This is a genomic window from Streptomyces neyagawaensis (assembly GCF_023516595.1).
GTDB lineage: Bacteria > Actinomycetota > Actinomycetes > Streptomycetales > Streptomycetaceae > Streptomyces > Streptomyces neyagawaensis.
This window is the reverse complement of sequence record NZ_JAMGBG010000052.1, coordinates 1-20,735: the sequence shown is the minus strand read 5'-3', so window position 1 is coordinate 20,735 and position 20,735 is coordinate 1. Positions and strand designations below refer to the sequence as shown.

15 protein-coding genes are annotated in these 20,735 nt (G+C 71.7%); 7 read left to right on the top strand and 8 right to left on the bottom strand.

Going from position 1 to position 20,735, the window contains the following annotated elements:
• Positions 1–413: 413 nt before the first annotated feature.
• The 4 genes from M8J73_RS22905 to M8J73_RS22890 are packed head-to-tail and all read left to right on the top strand — an operon-like array spanning position 414 to position 4,751.
• Positions 414–3,254: a sensor histidine kinase gene (locus tag M8J73_RS22905; RefSeq protein WP_055541242.1), complete on the top strand. Its 2,841-nt coding sequence runs from the start codon at positions 414–416 to the stop codon at positions 3,252–3,254.
• Positions 3,251–3,688: a roadblock/LC7 domain-containing protein gene (locus M8J73_RS22900; protein WP_055541243.1), complete on the top strand. Its 438-nt coding sequence runs from the start codon at positions 3,251–3,253 to the stop codon at positions 3,686–3,688. The genes M8J73_RS22905 and M8J73_RS22900 overlap by 4 nt, the downstream gene beginning before the upstream one ends.
• Before the next feature lie 9 nt (positions 3,689–3,697).
• Positions 3,698–4,093 carry a DUF742 domain-containing protein gene (locus M8J73_RS22895; RefSeq protein ID WP_055541244.1) on the top strand — a complete coding sequence of 132 codons (396 nt, stop codon included), beginning with the start codon at positions 3,698–3,700 and terminating at the stop codon, positions 4,091–4,093.
• Positions 4,094–4,145: 52 nt separating this feature from the next.
• Complete coding sequence (locus tag M8J73_RS22890) at positions 4,146–4,751, top strand: GTP-binding protein (protein ID WP_055541245.1); 606 nt, start codon at positions 4,146–4,148, stop codon at positions 4,749–4,751.
• A 55-nt stretch (positions 4,752–4,806) separates the two neighbouring features.
• On the opposite strand, the gene glpK is transcribed toward M8J73_RS22890, so the two are convergent.
• From glpK to M8J73_RS22865, 5 genes are all read right to left on the bottom strand, one after another.
• On the bottom strand, positions 4,807–6,327 hold the full coding sequence (glpK, locus tag M8J73_RS22885; protein ID WP_055541246.1) for a glycerol kinase GlpK: 1,521 nt from the start codon (positions 6,325–6,327) through the stop codon (positions 4,807–4,809).
• A 108-nt stretch (positions 6,328–6,435) separates the two neighbouring features.
• A complete protein-coding gene (locus M8J73_RS22880; protein WP_055541247.1) occupies positions 6,436–7,221 on the bottom strand; it encodes an MIP/aquaporin family protein in 786 nt (261 codons plus the stop codon).
• 760 nt (positions 7,222–7,981) lie between these two features.
• Positions 7,982–9,634: a GGDEF domain-containing protein gene (locus M8J73_RS22875; RefSeq protein ID WP_249829001.1), complete on the bottom strand. Its 1,653-nt coding sequence runs from the start codon at positions 9,632–9,634 to the stop codon at positions 7,982–7,984.
• Positions 9,635–9,974: 340 nt separating this feature from the next.
• Positions 9,975–11,165 (bottom strand): lipid-transfer protein, encoded by a 1,191-nt coding sequence (locus M8J73_RS22870; protein ID WP_055539505.1) that lies wholly within the window; start codon positions 11,163–11,165, stop codon positions 9,975–9,977.
• Positions 11,162–11,587 (bottom strand): Zn-ribbon domain-containing OB-fold protein, encoded by a 426-nt coding sequence (locus M8J73_RS22865; protein ID WP_055539504.1) that lies wholly within the window; start codon positions 11,585–11,587, stop codon positions 11,162–11,164. Before M8J73_RS22865 ends, M8J73_RS22870 begins: the two co-directional genes overlap by 4 nt.
• A 278-nt stretch (positions 11,588–11,865) precedes the next feature.
• Between M8J73_RS22865 and M8J73_RS22860 the strand changes: the two genes are divergently transcribed.
• Positions 11,866–12,402 (top strand): NUDIX domain-containing protein, encoded by a 537-nt coding sequence (locus M8J73_RS22860; RefSeq protein WP_249829000.1) that lies wholly within the window; start codon positions 11,866–11,868, stop codon positions 12,400–12,402.
• A gap of 42 nt (positions 12,403–12,444) precedes the next feature.
• Here the strand turns inward: M8J73_RS22860 and M8J73_RS22855 are convergent, their stop codons facing one another.
• Positions 12,445–14,811, bottom strand: a complete 2,367-nt coding sequence (locus M8J73_RS22855) for a glycoside hydrolase family 31 protein (RefSeq protein WP_249828999.1) — start codon at positions 14,809–14,811, stop codon at positions 12,445–12,447.
• Between the two features lie 211 nt (positions 14,812–15,022).
• Between M8J73_RS22855 and M8J73_RS22850 the strand changes: the two genes are divergently transcribed.
• Positions 15,023–17,002, top strand: a complete 1,980-nt coding sequence (locus M8J73_RS22850) for an acetoacetate--CoA ligase (protein ID WP_249828998.1) — start codon at positions 15,023–15,025, stop codon at positions 17,000–17,002.
• A gap of 96 nt (positions 17,003–17,098) precedes the next feature.
• Entirely contained in the window at positions 17,099–17,995 is an 897-nt protein-coding gene (locus M8J73_RS22845; protein WP_249828997.1) for a DUF8829 domain-containing protein, read from the top strand.
• An 85-nt stretch (positions 17,996–18,080) separates the two neighbouring features.
• On the opposite strand, the gene ptsP is transcribed toward M8J73_RS22845, so the two are convergent.
• Entirely contained in the window at positions 18,081–19,751 is a 1,671-nt protein-coding gene (gene ptsP / locus M8J73_RS22840; protein WP_249828996.1) for a phosphoenolpyruvate--protein phosphotransferase, read from the bottom strand.
• Positions 19,752–19,828: 77 nt separating this feature from the next.
• Positions 19,829–20,278, bottom strand: coding sequence for a PTS sugar transporter subunit IIA (locus tag M8J73_RS22835; RefSeq protein ID WP_055540798.1), 450 nt, complete (start codon positions 20,276–20,278; stop codon positions 19,829–19,831).
• Positions 20,279–20,735 lie beyond the last annotated feature (457 nt).

Below are 20,735 nucleotides of genomic sequence, written 5' to 3'. Positions count from 1 at the left end.
GTCACTCCCCACCGCCGGTGGACCAAGAGCTCCCGGATCACGAGACCCGGCCCCCCTCTGGTGCCCGACTTCCTCCGAATTACGCCACCCGGGAACGGCTTGCGGGGCCTGTCGCCCCTTCCGCACCCCATTCCCGTACAGAAAGACGATCGAGGAACGCCGAAAGATTCCCAAGGAACGCAAAAATCCGGCCAACCGGCCAACTTCTCCGACGGGATGCCATGGGTTCAACTGCCCGACAGGGGGAGGCAATCTCCCCCAATGAACGGACAACTCCCCATGTCTGGTTCGCCGTGGGCCGCTTATGGGTTCCGACGGTTCTTCGAGATACCCCCGTGTCGGTAGTAGGCTCACGCCGTTTGTTGACGCACATGTGTGCCCCCGGGCCGGCGGGGGTTGAGCTGGGGGAGGCCATGCGCTTTCGCGGGAAATCGATCCGCCGGAAGATCGTGGCGCTGTTGCTCGTGCCCCTGATCGCCCTCACCAGCGTCTGGGCGTTCGCCACGGTGCTGACGGGGCGCGCGGCGAGCGACCTCTTCCGAGTGGCCGACATCGTCGAGGAGATCGGCTTCCCCACCGAGGACACCATCCGCGTCCTCCAGCAGGAACGCCGCGAGACCCTCGTCCTCCTCGCCGATCCGCGCGGCTCCGACGCCGCCGAGGCACTCGAACGCAGCCGCAAAGCCACCGACAAGGCCGTCGCGGAGTTCCGAGACCACGCCACGAACGCGGAACTGCGGGACGAGATGGGCGAGTCCACCGCGCTGCGGCTCACCACCATCCTGAACGCACTCGACGGCCTCCCGGCCCTGCGCACGGGCGTCGACGACGGCACCGTCACCGTCACCCAGGGCCTCAACTTCTACAACGAGTTGGTCGACCCCTGCTTCGCCCTCCTGTCCAATCTTCCCGCGCTGGACAACGTGGAGATGGACAAGCAGGGCCGCGCCCTCGTCAACCTCGGGCGCGCCCGTGAGCTCCTCTCCCGCGAGGACGCCCTGTTCAGCTCCGTCCTCGTCGCCGGCCGGATCAACCGTGACGAGATCCGCGACTTCTCCGACCTCGTCGCCCAGCGGACCCTGCTGTACGACATCACCCTGCCGCTGCTGCCCTCCTCCGAGCGCAACCAATTCGCCGGCTACTGGCGCAACGCCAACACCGCGCCGCTGCGCTCGGTCGAGCAGGACGTCATCGGCTCCACCGCCGGCCAGCGGGCGGGCGTCAGCGCCAAGAGCTGGGACAGCGCGGTGGAACCCGTGCTCTCCGACCTCCGCGACCTCAGCATCGAGGCGGGCGACCGCTACCAGGACCGGGTGCGCCCCCTGGCCACCGGCGTCATCCTCAAGGCCGTCGTCGCCGGAGTCCTCGGTCTCTTCGCCCTCCTGGTGTCGCTGTTCATGTCCGTCCGCATCGGCCGCGTCCTCATCCGCGACCTGCGCCGACTGCGCCAGGAGGCCCACGAGACGGCCGACGTGCGCCTGCCCAGCGTGATGCGCCGGCTCGCCGCGGGCGAACAGGTCGACGTCGAGACCGAAGTGCCCCGCCTGGAGTACGACAGGAACGAGATCGGCGAGGTCAGCCAAGCCCTCAACACCCTCCAGCGGGCCGCCGTCGAGGCCGCCGTCAAGCAGTCCGAGCTGCGCAGCGGCATCTCCGAGGTCTTCGTCAACCTCGCCCGCCGCAGCCAGGTCCTGCTCCACAAGCAGCTCACCCTCCTCGACACCATGGAGCGGCGGACCGACGACACCGAGGAACTCGCGGACCTGTTCCGCCTCGACCACCTGACCACCCGTATGCGCCGGCACGCCGAGGGCCTGGTCATCCTCTCCGGCGCCGCCCCCTCCCGGCAGTGGCGCAAGCCCATCCAGCTCATGGACGTCGTCCGTGCCGCCGTCGCCGAGGTCGAGGACTACGAGCGCATCGAGGTCCGCCGGCTGCCGCGGGTCGCCGTCACCGGCCCCGCCGTCGCCGACCTCACCCATCTCGTCGCCGAACTCCTCGAGAACGCCACGGTGTTCTCCCCGCCGCACACCGCGGTCCAGGTCCTCGGCGAGCGCGTCGCCAACGGCTTCACCCTGGAGATCCACGACCGGGGCCTCGGTATGGCCGCCGAGGCGCTCCTCGACGCCAACCTGAAGCTCGCCGAGACCCCCGACTTCGAACTGTCCGACACCGACCGGCTCGGCCTCTTCGTGGTCAGCCGGCTCGCCCAGCGGCAGAAGGTCCGCGTCTCCCTGCAGCCCTCGCCGTACGGCGGCACCACGGCCGTGGTCTTCATCCCCGACGCCCTCCTCACCGACGACGTCCCCGACACCAACGGCATCGGCTTCCGCCTCGACCGCGCCCACCCCACCCGTGAGGCCCAGCTGGAGGAGGAGCGCAACGCCGCCCTCTCGCAGGTGCCGGTCCGGCTGCCCGGGCTCTCCGCCGCCATCCTCGACGGCCCCGTGGAGCTGGAGGCACCGGTCGAGCTGGACCCCCTCGGCGGCTTCCCGACCACCCTCGGCGACGACGGCGAGCACGGCGAACTGTTCAGGCCGCGCCGCCCCCTCACCGGTGTCGACGGCGACCCTCGGACGGCCCACGACGGCGAGGCACAGCGGACGCCCCTCACCGACCCCGACCCCACGGTCGGCCCCGTACAGCTGCCGCAGCGCCGGACACCGCACCTGGTCAGCTCCCACGGCCGCCCGGTGACGGGCCAGAAACCGCGCCGACCGGGGGACGAGCCCCCGCAGGGCCGCGAGCCGGGGACCACCGACGCCCGGCCCTTCACCGCCCTGCGCGGCGACCGCGCCGAACCCCCTGTCCACCCCGCACCCGCCCCGCTCCCCGACGGCTACCGCCCGGGGGCCCTGCCCGGCGGGGACGAGCCCCCGGCACTGCCCCAACGGCGGCGCACGACCGCCGCCGACGGCCCGGCCCCCCGGGCACCGAGGTCGGTTCCGGGCGCGCCCACCCCGCGTACGGACGCGACGGTCGACCAGGCAGAATCAGCTCCGAGCCCGCTGCCCCGCCGAGTCCGACAGGCCAATCTGGCCCCGCAGTTGAAGGACGGCCTCGCCCGACGGGTCGAGCGCGAGAGGGCTCGCGCCGACCGGCCCGACACCGCCGAACGCGACGCCGACGAAGTACGCAGCCGTATGGCCTCGCTCCAGCGGGGCTGGCAGCGCGGCCGCGAGGAGAACGCCGAGGGCGACGACGCCCGAGACGTCTCAGCACCACGAGGAACGACAGAGGGGGACGGTCGATGACCGCACCGAAGGCCGTAGGGCCCACCGCGACCGGCACGTCCGGCGAGCTGAACTGGCTCCTGGACGACCTGGTGGAGCGCGTCGCCAGCATCCGCAAGGCGCTCGTGCTCTCCGGCGACGGACTGCCCACGGGCGTCTCCAAGGAACTCACCCGGGAGGACAGCGAGCACCTGGCCGCCGTCTCCTCCGGTTTCCACAGCCTCGCCAAGGGCGTCGGCCGCCACTTCGAGGCGGGCAACGTCCGTCAGACCGTCGTCGAACTCGACGAGGCCTTCCTCTTCGTCACGGCCGCCGGCGACGGCAGCGCCCTCGCCGTCCTCGCCGACGCGGAGGCCGACATCGGGCAGGTCGCCTACGAGATGACGCTGCTGGTCAAGCGGGTCGGCGTACATCTGGGCTCTGCCCCACGCACCGATCTGCCCCAGGGCGGGTAGTGGGATGGCATGAGCCGAGACGGTCAGGGAAGAAGCCACTGGTTCGACGACGAGGCCGGACCGGTGGTCCGTCCGTACGCCATGACGCGCGGCCGGACCAGCCACGCGGTGCAGCACCGCCTCGATCTGATCGCCGTGGTCGTCGCGGAGCCCCACGTCGACGATCCGGAGGACGACCACTCGCTGTCCCCGGAACACGTCCGCATCGTGGAGATGTGCCGTGACACCCCGCAGTCGGTCGCCGAACTCGGCGCCGAACTGGACCTGCCCGTCGGAGTGGTCCGGGTCCTCGTCGGCGACCTCGTCGACGAGGAACTGGTCCATGTGAATCGTCCAGTTCCGCCTGCCGAACTGGTGGACGAGAGTATTCTGCGCGACGTGATCAGCGGCCTTCGGGCGCTGTGAGCGGGCCGCGGTCCGCCGTCGCGCGACAACCATCCAGCAGGAGAAGAGACCGATGATCCTCGGGCGCACTGAGCGCGGCACACCTCCGGTCGAGCCCGTCACGCTCAAGATCCTCGTGGCCGGCGGCTTCGGCGTGGGCAAGACGACCCTCGTCGGCGCGGTCAGCGAGATCAAGCCGCTGCGCACCGAGGAGGTGCTGACCGAGGCGGGCCGCCCGGTCGACGACACCACCGGTGTGGAGGGCAAGCACACCACCACCGTGGCCATGGACTTCGGGCGCATCACCCTGCGCGAGGACCTCGTCCTGTACCTCTTCGGCACGCCCGGCCAGGACCGCTTCTGGTTCCTGTGGGACGAGCTGGCGTCCGGCGCCCTCGGTGCCGTGGTGCTCGCCGACACCCGCCGCCTGGAGGACTGCTTCGCCGCCGTCGACTACTTCGAGCGCCGCTCCATCCCCTTCGTCATCGGCGTCAACTGCTTCGACACTGCGGCGCATTACCCGCCGGAGACCGTCCGCCAGGCCCTCGACCTCGACCCCGACGTACCGGTCGTGCTGTGCGACGCGCGCCGACGGGAATCCGTCAAGGACGTCCTGGTCGCCGTCGTCCAGCACGCGATGGCGTACACCGCGGAGCACCGCCAGACCGTCACGACCTGAGCACGGCCCGTACCCCCGCTGACCGGGGTACGGGCCGTGGCCTCCGGGTGCGCTCTCAGTCGGCGTCGTCCTCGTGCCAGCCGAAGCTCTTCTCCACCGCCTTGCGCCAGTTGCGGTACTCGCGGTCGCGGACGGAGTCCTCCATGGACGGTGTCCACTCGGCGTCCTTGCTCCAGTGCGACTTCAGCTCGTCCAGGTCGTTCCACACCCCGGTCGCGAGCCCGGCCGCGTAGGCGGCTCCCAGACATGTCGTCTCGGACACCCGGGGGCGGATCACCGGGACGCCCAGGACGTCCGCCTGATGCTGCATCAGCAGGTTGTTCTTCGTCATGCCGCCGTCCACCTTGAGGGTCGTGATACGCACCCCCGAGTCCTGGAACATGGCGTCCACGACCTCCCGCGTCTGCCAGCTCGTCGCCTCCAGCACCGCCCGCGCCAGATGCGCCTTGGTGACGTACCGCGTCAACCCGGTGACCACACCCCGGGCGTCGGAGCGCCAGTACGGGGCGAACAGCCCCGAGAACGCGGGCACGATGTACGCCCCGCCGTTGTCGTCGACGCTCGCGGCCAGCGGTTCGATCTCGTCGGCGGTACGGATGATGCCGAGCTGGTCGCGGAACCACTGCACCAGGGCGCCCGTGATCGCGATCGACCCCTCCAGGCAGTACACCGGCGCCTCGTCACCGATCTTGTACCCCATGGTCGTGAGCAGTCCGCTCTTCGACGCCACGGGCCGGTTGCCGGTGTTGAGCAGCAGGAAACTGCCGGTGCCGTACGTGTTCTTCGCGGTGCCCACGTCGTAGCAGGCCTGCCCGAACACGGCCGCCTGCTGGTCGCCGAGCGCCGACGCCACGGGGACGCCCGCGAGTTGGCCCACGGCGGTGCCGTACACCTCGGCGGAGGACCGGATCTCCGGGAGGACGGCCTCCGGCACGTCCATCGCGGAGAGGATCGAGGGGTCCCACTGGAGGGTCTCCAGGTTCATCAGCATGGTGCGCCCGGCGTTGGTGACGTCGGTGACGTGCCGGCCGCCGTCCGTCCCGCCGGTGAGGTTCCAGATCAGCCAGGAGTCGATCGTGCCGAAGGCGATCTCGCCGCGCTCGGCGCGGGTCCGCAGGCCCGGCACGTTGTCCAGCAGCCAGGCGGCCTTCGGACCCGAGAAGTAGCTGGCCAGCGGCAGTCCGGTCTGCTCGCGGAACCGGTCCTGCCCGTCGGGACCGCCGAGTTCGTTGCAGAGCGCGGAAGTCCGCGTGTCCTGCCAGACGATCGCGTTGTGCACGGGCTTGCCCGTGGCCCGGTCCCACAGGACGGTCGTTTCGCGCTGGTTGGTGATGCCGAGCGCGCTGATCTGGTCCGGGCGCAGCCCCGCCTTGGCGATCGCCCCGGCGACGACCGCCTGCACCTTCGACCAGATCTCGGTGGCGTCGTGCTCCACCCAGCCCGGCTTGGGGAAGATCTGGCGGTGTTCGCGCTGGTCCACGGCGACGATGGCGCCGCCCCGGTCGAAGATGATGCAACGGCTGGAGGTGGTGCCCTGGTCGATGGCGGCGACGTACTTCTGGGCGTTGTCCGGCATGACATCCCCTTACGTCTTGCGTCGATACACGTCTTGCGTCGAGCTTGCGTCGATGTGCGTCTTGCGTCGGTGCACGTCTTGCGTCGGTAGACGTCTTTCGGCGGTGGGTCAGAAGGCTGCGTTGTAGACGAGGCCCGCGAGGACCCCGCCGACCAGCGGGCCGACGACCGGGATCCAGGCGTAGCCCCAGTCGGAGGTGCCCTTGTTCGGGATCGGCAGGAACGTGTGCACGATGCGCGGGCCGAGGTCCCGCGCCGGGTTGATCGCGTAGCCGGTGGGCCCGCCGAGGGAGAGGCCGATGCCCACGACCAGGAACGACACCAGCAGCACCGAGATGCCGGAGCCGTAGACGCCGGCCTCCTCGCCGGGGATCTGACCGATGCCGATCCCCGTGTTCCTGCCGAAGGCGAGGATGGGGAGCACCAGCGCGATCGTCGCGATGATCTCGGTGATCAGGTTGGCGACGGGGTTCCGGATCTCGGGGATGGTGGAGAAGATCCCGAGGGTCGGCGTCGGCTCGTCCGCCGTGCCCTCCGTGGTGCCCTCCTTGCGGACGTTCGCCTGGAACTGCGCGAGATAGACCAGGTAGGCGAGGACCGCGCCTAGCATCGCGCCCACCATCTGGCCCAGCAGATACACCCAGACCTTGTCCCACGTTCCCGTGTCGACCGCGACGCCCACGGTCACCGCCGGGTTCAGGTGCCCGCCGGACAGGGGAGCGGCGGTGTAGGCGCCGGCCAGGACGGCGAAGCCCCAGCCGAACGCGATGACGATCCAGCCCGATGCCCTCGCCTTCGAGAACCTGAGGGTGACGGCGGCGCACACACCGGCGCCGAAGAGGATCAGGATCGCCGTACCGATGACCTCGCCGAGGAATATGTCTCCGTTGCTCATGGCGGCTCCTAGGCCCCGGCCCGGGGTGATCGACCCCGGACCATGCGTGCAGGGTGCGTTCCCATGGCTACTTCAGCCGAAGGCAGGGAGAGTCCCGCGCCCCGCCCGGCGTCCGTGACGAGCGTGCCGTAGCAGCCGAATCGCCCGTGGGGGAGGGCCTGATAGGCAGGCGGGAGACCCGAGCGGCGCAGTGCACAAAGACGCCCGAATGCGGCGATGCCGACTGACACCGGAAGTGTTCACCGGCACCCAGGGGGCGTCAAGGACACGGACGAACAATGCTCACGAAGGACCGCCCGACACACCGACCACCATGACGGCCCGGCACCGCTGGAGGGGCGCGTCTCGGGGGCTTGGCGGTCAGGGACTTGGACGGGGTGCGGGGGCGCAGGACGTGGGACGGGCGTGTGGCGGTCTGGGACGGGCGTGTGGCGGTCAGCGGCGAGGCCGGACCTCCGCGCTCGTGTCGCTGCTTGGCCTCTGCCGGTCGGGCCGACGCCCATGGCGGCCTTCACGCGCGCGTGCCCCCGGCCCGTGCCGAACTCCGCCGACAACGGGGACCGTTGCGCACGCCGCTGAACCCCAGCGTGTCGCCCTCGGAACCGGCTCACCGGGGGGCCCTTCGACGTTGCCCACCGACTCGCCGACTCGCCGACTCGCCGACTCGCCGACTCGCCGACTCGCCGACTCGCCGACTCGCCGACTCGCCGACTCGCCGACTCGCCGACTCTCCGGCGAGCAGCAGGCGAGCCCCCGCCTGTCACCCGGCCCGGCCCCGCCCCGGTTGCCCCGACCCGGCCCCGACCTCCACCGCCTCGATTCCGCGCCGCACCTCGTGCCCCGGCCGACCGGCCCTCCCCACCACCCAACTGGCCCCGCCCAGCGCCTTGGCGGCCTGCTTCAGCGGTGCCAGGAACGCGGCGGCCTGCCGATGGTCCGGGACGCTGCCGGGGGCGCACACGACCGTGGCGAGCGACAGCGTGACCGCGCGTCCGCCCGCCGACCAGGGGGTGTCGAGCATCACCCCGGCCAACGGATCGAGTGCGTCCGGTTCGGCGAGGACCAGGAAGTCGTCACCGCCGATGTGGCCCACCCGGGTCGTCCCGGACGCGGCTCGCTGCAACGCCCGCCCCACGGACCGGATCAGCTCGTCGCCCGCCGCGAACCCCGCCCCGTCGTTGACCTGCTTGAAGTGGTCGATGTCCAGCCAGCTCAACGCGAATGCCCGCCCCTCCGCGAGCCACCGGTCGACCTCACCCATCAGCGCGTCCGAACCCGGCAGCCGAGTCAGCGGATTGAGCCCCGCCGCCTCCTCGACCCGGCTCTCGGCGAGCGCCCGCAGCAGATCCGCCGGCCGTACGACACCCACGCACCGCCCGGACCGGTCGACCACCGCGACATCGTCCGACGTACGGTCCCGATCGCCGACCGCCACCACGTCGAGGACCTCCCAGGCCGTGGCGTCGACCCCGACCGCACGGGGCGGATCGGCAAGCCGCGCGGCCGGCCGGTCGGCGTACAGCGCGTGCCCGTAGCGCCCCGACAGCGACAGCAGGAACCGCGACCGGTGCACCGACCGCACCGGACTCCCGCAGCCGTCGACGAGCAGCACCCCCGACACCTCGGGAGCCCCGGTGAGCAGCGCCCGCACCTCACCCGCCGACGCCGACGCGGGCAACAACGCGGCCGGACGCAGGAACTGCCGTACCGAGGGCCCGGACACCGGCACCGGGGCCACGGTGGAGAGCCGTGGTACGTACACGTCCGCCACGGGCAGCCGGGCGGGCGGCGCGAACAACTCGCCCTGCGCCAACTGCGCGCCCGCCGCCCGCGCGGCCGCGCACTGCCCCTCCGTCTCCACCCCCTCGACCGACAACAGCGCGCCCATCTCGTCGCACAGCGTCCGCATCGCCCGCACGGCTGCGGGCCGCGCGAGCAGCGACGCGTCCAGCTTCACCATGTCGGGCGCGAGATCCACCAGCGTGCGCAGCGGCACGTCGCCGTCCCCGACCCCGTCCGCGCAGATCCGGAAACCCTCGCTCCGAAGGCCGGCGACCGCCTCCAGCAGGGCCGACCGCGGCACGTGCGTGTACGGCGGCACGATGTCGACGGTCACCTCCCACGGCAGCCGCCGCACGTCCCGTACGGCGTCCCGTAGCGCGGCCAGGCCGCCCAGATCGGCCGGCGTCGCCGCGAAGACGTTCACATGCAGCGGTAGCAGTGTCTCCATCCGGGCCGCGGCCCGGATGGCGGACGCGGCGAGCCTGCCGTCGAGTTCGGGGTTCCGGCGGGCCTCAGCCAGCACGTCGCCGCTCTCGGGGCGCACGAGTATCTCCAGCGCCGACACCCCTCCGGTCGTCAGATTGACGATCGGCTGGAAGGCGAAGCGGAGCGTGTCCGACCAGGAAGGCACGGCAGCATGATGACGCCGCCCGCACCCTCCGGAACCCGGTTCATGAGCTGTTCACGCATGCTTCCCGGTCCGGCACAACCTGGACGCACACCTGTCCGCCCCGCTCGGACACCCGGCCGACCCGGCCCGGGCCACAGCCCCACCAGAGGGCCCGACGCACCACGATCACCGCCCTCCCGACGGCAGGCGTCACCGCACCACGATCACCGCCCTCCCGACGGCAGGCGTCACCGCACCACGATCACCGCCCTCCCGACGGCAGGCGTCACCGCACCTCGAACACCGCCCTCCCGACGGCAGGCGTCACCGCACCTCGAACACCGCCCTCCCGACCACACCGTCACCGCACCACGATCACCGCTGACCCATGCCCGAACAGCCCCTGGTTCGCGCTGAGCCCCACACGGGCGTCCGCGACCTGCCGGTCACCGGCCTCGCCCCGCAACTGCCGGACCAGCTCACATACCTGGGCGATCGCCTGCGCCGGAACCGCCTCGCCGAAGGACGCGAGGCCACCGCTCGTGTTCACCGGTATGCGCCCGCCGAGGGCCGTCACCCCGTCCCGCAGCAGCTTCGCCCCCTCGCCCTCGCCGCACAGCCGAAGGTCCTCGTACCACTGCAACTCCAGCGCCGTGGAGAGGTCGTAGACCTCGGCGAGCGACAGGTCGTCCGGTCCGAGGCCCGCCTCCTCGTACGCCGCCCGCGCGATCGACGCCCGGAACGTCTCGGCACTCGGCTCCACGGCCACCGCGGAGTCCGTGGCGATGTCCGGCAGGTCCAGCACCGTGGTGGGGTAGCGGGGCGTCACCGTGGACACCGCTCGGATCCGCACCGGCCGGGCCACGCCGTGCCGCCGCGCGAACTCCACGCTGGACAGCACGAGTGCCGCACCCCCGTCCGAGGTCGCGCAGATGTCCAGCAGCCGCAACGGGTCCGCGACCATGGCGGAGGCCGCGACCTCCTCGGCGGTCACCCGCTTGCGGTACCGCGCGTACGGATTGAGCGCCCCCAGCGCCGAGTTCTTCACCTTGACCCGGGCGAAGTCCTCCTGGGTGTCACCGTGCACCGCCATGCGGCGCCGCGCGTACAGCCCGAAGTACGTCGGGTTGGTCGCGCCGAGAACCCGGAACCGCAGCCAGTCCGGGTCGTCCGGTCGGTCCCCGCCCGCGGGCCGGAAGAACCCCTTCGGCGCCGCGTCCGCACCCACGACGAGCACGACGTCCGCGAGGCCGCCGAGGATCTGGGCCCGGGCGGCGGCCACCGCCTGCGCCCCCGACGCGCAGGCCGCGTACACGCTCGTCACCCGAGCGCCCTGCCAGCCCAGCGCCTTGGCGAAGGTCGCCCCCGCCACGTACCCCGGATAGCCGCCACGCACCGTGTCGGCCCCGACGATCGAACCGACGTCCCGCCAGTCGATCCCGGCGTCGTCCAGCGCGGCCCGCGCGGCCGCGGTGCCGTACTCGACGAAACTCCTGCCCCACTTGCCCCACGGGTGCATGCCCGCGCCGAGCACCGCCACCTCACCCGTCACGCCGTCACCCCCGTCGGCCGCCAGTGCCACGTCGTCCAGGTCGTCCCCGCGTCCTCGTGCAGCACGCCGGGGACGACTTCCACCTCCATGCCCACCGCCAGATCGGCGACGGTGACCCCGGGAACGGCCTGCCCCAGCACCACGAGACGCTCCGCGGCCAGTTCCACAGCGATCAACGCGTACGGCTCCCAGGGAAGTTCCGGATCGGACACGTAGGGTGACGGAGGCCGGTACCGGGCGTCGGTGTACGACCACACGTGACCTCGCCGGGACAGTGGCACCTCCCGCAGTTCCTCGCCGCCGCACCCGGGATTGCGGCAGAAGACGTCCTCGCGCGGGAAGAACACCGAACCGCACGCCGAGCAGCACGTGCCGAGCAGACGGAACCCGTCGCCCTCCCCGGTGAACCAGCCCGTGACCACAGGTGTGCGACCGTGCGACAAGGCGCCTCCCCGGCAACAAATCTGATGGATCGTCAGAAACTTGGACCGTTCAAAGTCTGTCACGGGCGATTCGAATTGAGCAGGCCCCGGAGCGAACCAACCAGCCCCTTCCGGCGTCGCAGTATCCGTGAGGGGTGGCCGGGGCCCACGGGGGTGGTTCCGGCCGCCCCTCACTCGTCCCCGCCCGCCGGCCGCGCGGTGGCGCATTGCGGCGCCCCGACAGGACGACCAGCAGATGATCGGATACAGTCCGCCGCGTGTCCGCAAATCAACACCCAACCGCCAACTCCGCACCGGACTCGCATTGTTCCAGTTGCGGAGCGCCCTACGGTGAGGGCGTTTCCGGCTGGCCCCGCACCTGCGGGGCCTGCCACACCGTGGCCTACCGCAATCCGCTCCCCGTCGCGGTGGCCCTCCAGCCCGTGTACGACACCAAGGGCACCGCCCTCGTCGTGATCACACGGACCATCGCCCCCGCGCGCGGGGGCACCGCCCTGCCCGGCGGCTTCATCGACCACCGGGAGGACTGGCGGCACGCCGTCGTCCGCGAGCTCAAGGAGGAGACGGGCATCTGCGCGGCCGACCGCGACGTCCGCCTCGCCGACGCCATGAGCTCACCCGACGGCCACCTGCTCCTGTTCGGCCTGCTCCCCGAACGCCCGGCAGCCAACCTCCCGCCGCCCGCGGCCACCGACGAGACGGAGGGCTGGCACCTGCTGCGCAGACCGACCGAACTCGCCTTCCCGCTGCACACCCTGGCCGTACAGGCGTTCTTCGACGGCCGCTACATCTGAGCCGAACCCGCGCTGACCGCTGCATCTGAGCCGACCCCGCGCTCAGTCCTGGTCGAGCCCCCGCACCCGCACCGGGTACGCGGGCTCGACCGGCCCTCCGTCCCCGTCCCGCTCCACCACCACACGCCGCCCCTCCCAGCGCGTCGTGTACCGCTCGACCTCCGGCTCGTCCCAGCCGTCGCCCGCGTCCGGCACCACGAGCCCGCCCCCCGTCCGCCCGCGCGCGGGTGCCCACACCTCCAGCTCCAGGCCGCCGTCGGCGCCCCGGACCGGCACCACGGCACCCGCGCGCGCGAGAACCGGGATCCGCGACAAGGGCGCGTCGACCACCACCTGCCCGGGCCCCTGGTACGCCTTCCCGGTCACCGTGTCGTACCAGCGCCCCCGCGGCAGCTGCACCGTACGCCGGTCCACACCCGGATCCAGCACCGGCGCCACCAGCAGACAGCCACCCAGCAGGAACGCGTCCTCACAGTCCCGCAACGCCCTGTTCTCCGGCGCACCCCACCACACCGGGCGCACATAAGGCGCCCCGGTACGCCGCGCCCAGTGGGCCAGCGTCATGAAGTACGGCAGCAGTCGCCGCCGCTCGACGAGCGCCACGCGCGCGTGCTCGACGACCTCGTCCCCGAACTCCCAGGGCTCCCTGCGCCCCGCCCGCATGCTCGCGTGCGTACGGAACAACGGCAGATACGCCCCCAGCTGGAACCACCGCAGGAACAGCTCCGCCGACGGGCTCCCGTCGAAACCGCCCACATCCGGACCCGAGTACGGCACCCCGCACAGCCCGAGCCCGAGCACCAGCGACAGCGACGCCCGCAGCCCCGGCCAGCCTGTCGCCACGTCCCCGGACCACGCGCCCCCGTAGCGCTGCATCCCGGCCCACCCGGAACGCGAGAACACGAAAGGCCGCTCCTGGGGCACCAGTTCACGCAGCCCCTCGTAGCCGGCCCGCGCCATGCACAGCGCGTAGACGTTGTGCGCCTGCCGATGGTCGCCGCCCCGGCCCTCCAGATCGTGCCGGGCCGACCGCGGCAGCGTGTTCTCCCCGAACGCCACGAACGACGTCGGCTCGTTCATGTCGTGCCAGAACCCGGCGAAGCCCTGCGCGAGCCTCTCCTCGTACAGACCGCCCCACCACGCGCGCGTACGCGCCCGCGTGAAGTCCGGGAAGACCGACTCCCCGGCCCACACCAGCCCCTCCACGACCCGCCCCGCGGCATCCCGCACGAACGCGTCCTCCGCCGTCCCGCTGTCGTACACGGCGTTCCCGGGCTCCGCCTTGACCGCCGCGTCGACGATCGACACCAGCCGGATGCCCTGCCCCCGCAGCTCCTCGGCGAGGTCCGGCAGCTTCGGGAAGTGCTCGGCGTCCACCGTGAACACCCGGTGGCCGTCGTAGTGGTCGATGTCCAGATGGATCGCGTCGAGCGGCAGCCCGTGCTCCCGGTACCCCGCGACGACCCGCCGCACCTCCTGCTCGCTGCCGAACCCCCACCGCGCGTGCTGGTGCCCGAGCGCCCACGCCGGTGGCAGCGCCGGAGCGCCCGTGAGCGCCGCCCACGCATGCAGCACGCGCGCGGGAGTACCGACGATCACCCAGCAGCGCAGCGGCCCCCCGGACATCCGCAGCTCAGACGCGCCGGCCCGGTCGTGCCCCGACCCAGCGCCCTCCTCGCCCCCGCGCAACGTCACCGTGCCGTCCCACGTGGAGTCGTGGAACACCAGATGCGTCCCCGCGTCGGCCACCACCATCTGCACCGGCATCGTGATGTACAACGGATCATCACCAGGCTCAAACGCGTGCCCGGGATCCGTGTTCCACAGCCGATACGTTCCGTCACGCAGCCGGGGCCCCGCCGAGCGCCCGCCCAGTCCGAAGAACCGGGCATCGGCCGCGACCTCCGAGCGCTGCGTCCACCGTGCCTCGCCCCCGCCCACCGGCTCCCACCAACGGGGCGGCAGATCACGCCGCAACATCACCCCACCGGGCGTACACACCTCCACCGCCCCGTGCCGCGACACCACGACCGTCACCCGCTCGGCCACGACCCGCCAGCCGCCGTCCTTGTCCGGCTCCAGCTCGGCCCGCGGATCCGGCTCCGGGCACCGGCCCGCGAGGGCGTACGACGGCTCCTGCCCGGCCCCGTCCCAGCCCCAGAAAACGGCCCCGTTCACATCGACGGTGATCCGCAGCTCCGTCCGGTCGAACCGCACGACCCCGCCGCCCGGCCCCGGCTCCACGTCCCGCACCAACCCCGGCACGCGCGCCCGCTCGGCGCCCCGCGCCACCAACCCGGTGGCGTCGGAACGCCTCCTGCGCCACGCGGCCCGCACGGTACGCAGCCCTTGAACCGCCCCCGCCGAACCGATCGCCTTCACCGAACGCACCAGGTCACGACCGTCCATGCGGCTCACCCTGCCATTGACCGGCCCGTTTGTGTGAGTCGTTCAACTTCCGTTCACCCATGGTGACGGCACACTTCATGTCGCCGACCGACCACGGCACACCCTGGTGCCGAAGTCGATCACATGGCATCGTCCGTGGTGGCCGCGTCACGCGCACACCCCGCTCGTGCGCGCCCGACGCACACGACGCGCACAGTCCGGGAGCCGACCCATGACCTCAGCGAACCCCTCGCCGCTCTGGCAGCCCGACGCGGACCGCATCGCCCGGGCCCGGATCACCCAGTTCCACACCTGGGCGGCCGAGCACCACGGAGCCCCCGCCGACGGCGGATACGCGGCCCTGCACCGCTGGTCCGTCGACGAACTCGAGACCTTCTGGAAAGCCGTCACGGAGTGGTTCGACGTACGGTTCTCCACCCCCTACGCGCGCGTGCTCGGCGACCGCGCCATGCCCGGCGCCCAGTGGTTCCCCGGAGCCACCCTCAACTACGCCGAACACGCCCTGCGCGCCGCCACCACCCGCGCCGACGAACCGGCCCTCCTCCACGTCGACGAGACCCACGCACCACGCCCCGTGACCTGGGCCGAACTACGCCGCCAGGTCGGCGCCCTCGCCGACGCCCTGCGCGCCCTCGGCGTACGCCCCGGAGACCGCGTCAGCGGCTACCTCCCGAACATCCCCCAGGCCGTCGTCGCCCTCCTCGCCACGGCCGCCGTCGGCGGCGTCTGGACCTCCTGCGCCCCCGACTTCGGCGCCCGCAGCGTCCTCGACCGCTTCCAGCAGGTCGAACCCGTCGTGCTGTTCACCGTCGACGGCTACCGCTACGGCGGAAAGGAACACGACCGCCGCGACACCGTCGCCGAACTCCGCCGCGAACTGCCCACCCTGCGCGCCGTCGTCCACATCCCCCTCCTCGGCACCGACGCCCCCGAAGGCGCCCTGGAGTGGTCGGCCCTCACCTCCGCGGACACCGAGCCGACCTTTGAGCAGGTCCCCTTCGACCACCCCCTGTGGGTGCTCTACTCCTCCGGCACCACCGGCCTGCCCAAGGCCCTCGTCCAGTCCCAGGGCGGCATCCTGGTCGAGCACCTCAAACAGCTCGGCCTGCACTGCGACCTCGGCCCCGAGGACCGCTTCTTCTGGTACACCTCCACCGGCTGGATGATGTGGAACTTCCTCGTCTCCGGCCTCCTCACCGGCACCACGGTCGTCCTCTACGACGGCAGCCCCGGGTACCCGGACACCGGCGCCCAGTGGAGCGTCGCCGAACGCACCGGCGCCACCCTCTTCGGCACCTCCGCCGCCTACGTCATGGCCTGCGCCAAGGCCGGCGTCCACCCCGGCCGCGACTACGACCTCTCCCGCGTCCAGTGCGTCGGCACCACCGGCTCCCCGCTCCCGCCCGACGGCTTCCGCTGGCTCCACGACGAGGTCCGCGAGGACCTGTGGATCGCCTCCGTCAGCGGCGGCACCGACGTCTGCTCCTGCTTCGCCGGAGCCGTCCCCACCCTCCCCGTCCACATCGGCGAACTCCAGGCCCCCTGCCTCGGCACCGACCTCCAGTCCTGGGACCCCAGCGGCAAACCCCTCACCGACGAGGTCGGCGAACTCGTCGTCACCAACCCCATGCCGTCCATGCCGATCCACTTCTGGAACGACCCCGACGGCACCCGCTACCACGACAGCTACTTCGACACCTACCCCGGCGTCTGGCGCCACGGCGACTGGATCACCGTCACCTCACGGGGCTCCGTCGTCATCCACGGCCGCTCCGACTCCACACTCAACCGCCAGGGCGTCCGCATGGGCTCGGCCGACATCTACGAAGCGGTCGAACGGCTCCCGGAGATCAAGGAATCCCTCGTCATCGGCATCGAACAGCCCGACGGCGGCTACTGGATGCCCCTCTTCGTCCACCTCGCCCCGGGAGCGACCCTCGACGAAGCCCTCCTGAACTGCATCAAGCGCACCATCCGCGAACAGCTCTCCCCACGCCACGTCCCCGACGAGATCATCGAGGTCCCCGGCATCCCCCACACCCTCACCGGCAAACGCATCGAGGTCCCCGTCAAGCGCCTCCTCCAGGGCACCCCCATGGAGAAGGCGGTCAACCCCGGCTCCATCGACAACCTCGACCTGCTGCGCTTCTACGAGGGCCTGGCCGGCGAACGAGCCCGCGAACGAGCTTGACGGACACCGGGTGCCGGACACCGGCCCGGCACCCGTTGTCAGTGCCCCCGGTTACTGTGAGTGAGCATTGATCGACTGCTCGCACAGGGGGAAACCATGGCACACACCGGCCACCAGAGCATGCGAAGGGTCCTGCGCCGCGAGATCGCGGGCACCATCGGCCTGCTCGCGGACGAGCACGACTTCACGGCCATGCGGCGCTACCGCAGCTTCACCTTCGACGACCACACGACCTACCTCGACCAAGTGGAAGCCCTGCTCCGCACCCGCGCCGAGCAGGGCAACCACACCACCGTCGCCCTCTTCGACCCCGAGGAGTACGCGGAGTTCTGCACCGAGACCGGCCTGGAACCGGACATCCCCTCCAGCCGCACCCGCTTCACCGCCGAACTGGCCGCGACGGGCGCCGCCGTCCCCTACGAAGGACAACCCCTCACCGAACTCGTCCCCGAACTGATCGACGAAGCGGTCCGCAAGGCCACCTGGGAGTACGCCACCACGCTCCTCGCCCAGATCGGCACCTGCGCCTGCTGCGGCGAGGACATCGGACGCACGGCCTTCGCCCGGGCCACGGACCTCCTCACCCGCATCCTCGACACGGCCGCCCCGGGCGAACGCCACCTCGTGTGCAGCGTCTCCTCCAAGCCCCAGGCACTCATCGCCGTCATCCGCGCGGAACAGGACCCCGACGGGGCCACCCGCCTGGACGAGACCGAGGCCCTGGAGTTCGCCACCGTCCTCGCCCTCGGCATCGCCACCCGAAGCCCCGGCGGACTCGTCATGCGCACCAGCGCCCCCGACACCACCGACCGGGTCTACGGCTGGCGCCTGCGCGGCGACGGCCTCGAACCCCTCACCGCGGGAGAGGTCTTCGACGCCTACTGCACCGACGTGATGTCCGGCGACCTCGTCTCCCCGGAGTCCGGCGTCGACTACTGCACCCCGCCCGACCTCGGCCCCGGAGGCACCACCACGGACGGACACCTCCACTGAACGCGCGAGGGGCGCCCCACCCGCAGGTGGAGCGCCCCTCGACCGCCACCGATCAGCACGAAACCAGCACGCAGTCAGCGCGAGGTCATTCGCCCGACAGCACCGCCTGAGCCGCGCCGCGCGCCTCCTCGGCCGTGTCCGCCGCCCGAGCGGCAGCCGCAGCGCGCTCGCACTGCGCCAACGTGTACTTCGCCAGCGTCGCCCGCACGTAGGGGATCGACGCCGCACCCATGGACAGGGAGGTGACACCCAGACCCGTCAGCACACACGCGAGCAGCGGATCCGAAGCCGCCTCACCACACACACCGCAGCTCTTGCCCTCGGCCTTCGCCGCCTCCGCGGACAGCGCGACCAGGTCGAGCAGCGCGGGCTGCCACGGATCCTGCAGCCGTGACACCGCGCCCACCTGCCGGTCGGCCGCGAACGTGTACTGCGCGAGGTCATTGGTCCCCAGCGACAGGAACTCGACCTCCTGCAGGATCGACCGCGCCCGCAGAGCAGCCGACGGGATCTCGACCATGGCCCCGAACTTGGCCCGCAGCCCGGCCTCACGGCACGCGTCGGCGAACGCCTTCGCGTCCGTGCGGTCAGCCACCATCGGCGCCATGACCTCGAGGTACACCGGCAGCCCCTCGGCGGCCTTGGCGAGCGCCGTCAGCTGTGTGCGCAGCACCTCGGGGTGGTCCAGCAGCGTCCGCAGCCCCCGCACACCGAGCGCGGGGTTCGGCTCGTCGGCCGGCGTCAGGAAGTCCAGCGGCTTGTCGGCGCCCGCGTCGAGCACACGGACGACCACACGCCCCTCGGGGAACGCCTCCAGCACCTGCCTGTACGCCTCGACCTGCTTCTCCTCCGACGGCGCCTGCTTGCTGTCGTCCAGGAAGAGGAACTCGGTGCGGAACAGTCCGACGCCCTCGGCCCCGGCCTCCACGGCCGCCGGCACGTCGGCGGGACCGCCGACGTTGGCGAGCAGCGGCACCTTGTGCCCGTCCGAGGTGGCTCCCGGCCCGCTGGACGCGGCCAGCGCGGCCCTGCGCTCCGCGGCGGCGGCCTCCAGTTCGGCCTTCTTGTCCGCGCTCGGGTTCACGAAGATCTCACCGGTGCTGCCGTCCACGGCGATGACCGTGCCCTCGGCGAGTTCCCCGGCGCCCGGCAGCGCGACGACGGCCGGCACCCCGAGCGCCCGTGCCAGGATCGCGCTGTGACTGGTCGGCCCGCCTTCCTCGGTGACGAAACCGAGCACGAGCGTCGGGTCGAGCAGCGCGGTGTCCGCCGGAGCCAGATCGCGGGCGATGAGGACATACGGCTCGTCACTGTCCGGCACACCCGGCATGGGCACCCCGAGCAGCCGGGCGACGATACGGTTCCGCACGTCGTCGAGGTCGGCGACCCGGCCCGCGAGGTACTCGCCGGCGCCCGCCAGCAGGGCCCGGTACGAGGCGAACGCGTCGTAGACCGCACGCTCCGCCGTGCTCCCCACGGCGATTCGGCGCTCCACGTCCGCCATCAGTTCCGGGTCCTGGGCCATCAGCGCCTGGGCCTCGAGGACCGCCTGGGCCTCGCCGCCCGCCAGATTGCCCCGCGCCATCAGATCGGCCGCGACGGCGTCCACGGCCTTGCGCGCCCGTCCCTGCTCGCGCTCCGCGTCCTCCGCCGGTATCTGCTTGGCAGGCGGCTCCAGTACCGCCGTGCCCATGTGCCGAACCTCGCCGATCGCCACACCGTGGCTGACACCGACGCCTCGCAGCGTTGTCTCCATCTCACCCGTCTCCGGTAGTGCGGCGGGCCCCGCCGCCGCGGTGGTTGTGGAACTTCCCGTGCGGTACGGACCTGGCGTCACTGCCAGCCGAAGAGCGTGTCACCGGTCTTCACGTCTCCGTCGAGGCGGAGATCGGAGAGGGCGTCGGCCGTGGCCTCCAGGGCCACGACAGGACAGATCGGCGACTTGCCGGCGGCCACGACGGCGGCAGGGTCCCAGCGGACCACGGCCTGCCCGCGCTGCACGGTGTCGCCCTTGGTGACGAGCAGCTCGAACCCTTCGCCGTTCAGCTGCACGGTGTCGATCCCGAGATGCGTCAGCACACCGTGCCCCTCGCCATCGACCACGACGAATGCGTGCGGGTGCAGCGAGACGATGACTCCGTCCACGGGGGAGACGGCCTCGGTCACGTCATGCGCGGGATCGATCGCCGTTCCGGGGCCGACCATCGCTCCCGAGAAGACGGGGTCCGGTACTGCGGCCAGTCCGATGGCGCGTCCTGCGAGCGGGGACGTCACGGTGGTCATGGGAAGCCTCCCAGGGGTGGAGCTGCTGCGCGTACGAGCCGGCACCGCTTGGCACGGGAGGCTCTGCCCAGCAGCGTATGTCAGAAGCGGGGTTCCCCACGGAAGATACCGCCTAGTGGTCTAGACCACCAGTCCAGCGGATTTGCACGCGCTCCAGAGCCCGCTGTACAGTCGTAGACCTGCTCGGGGCCGAGCAGCGCCACTGAGCGTCCCGCCCCAAGCGGCAACCAACTTGTCAGATCCTATCTCGGGGTCCGCTTCCGCATGTCTGCGGGAGAGTGGTCAGGGGGACGGAAAAACACTGGTAGTGTTGGAAACACCGAAGGGAAGCGCCCGGAGGAAAGCCCGAGAAGATCGGGTGAGTACAAAGGAAGCGTCCGTTCCTTGAGAACTCAACAGCGTGCCAAAAATCAACGCCAGATATGTTGATACCCCGTCTCCGGCCGGTTCGGTCGGG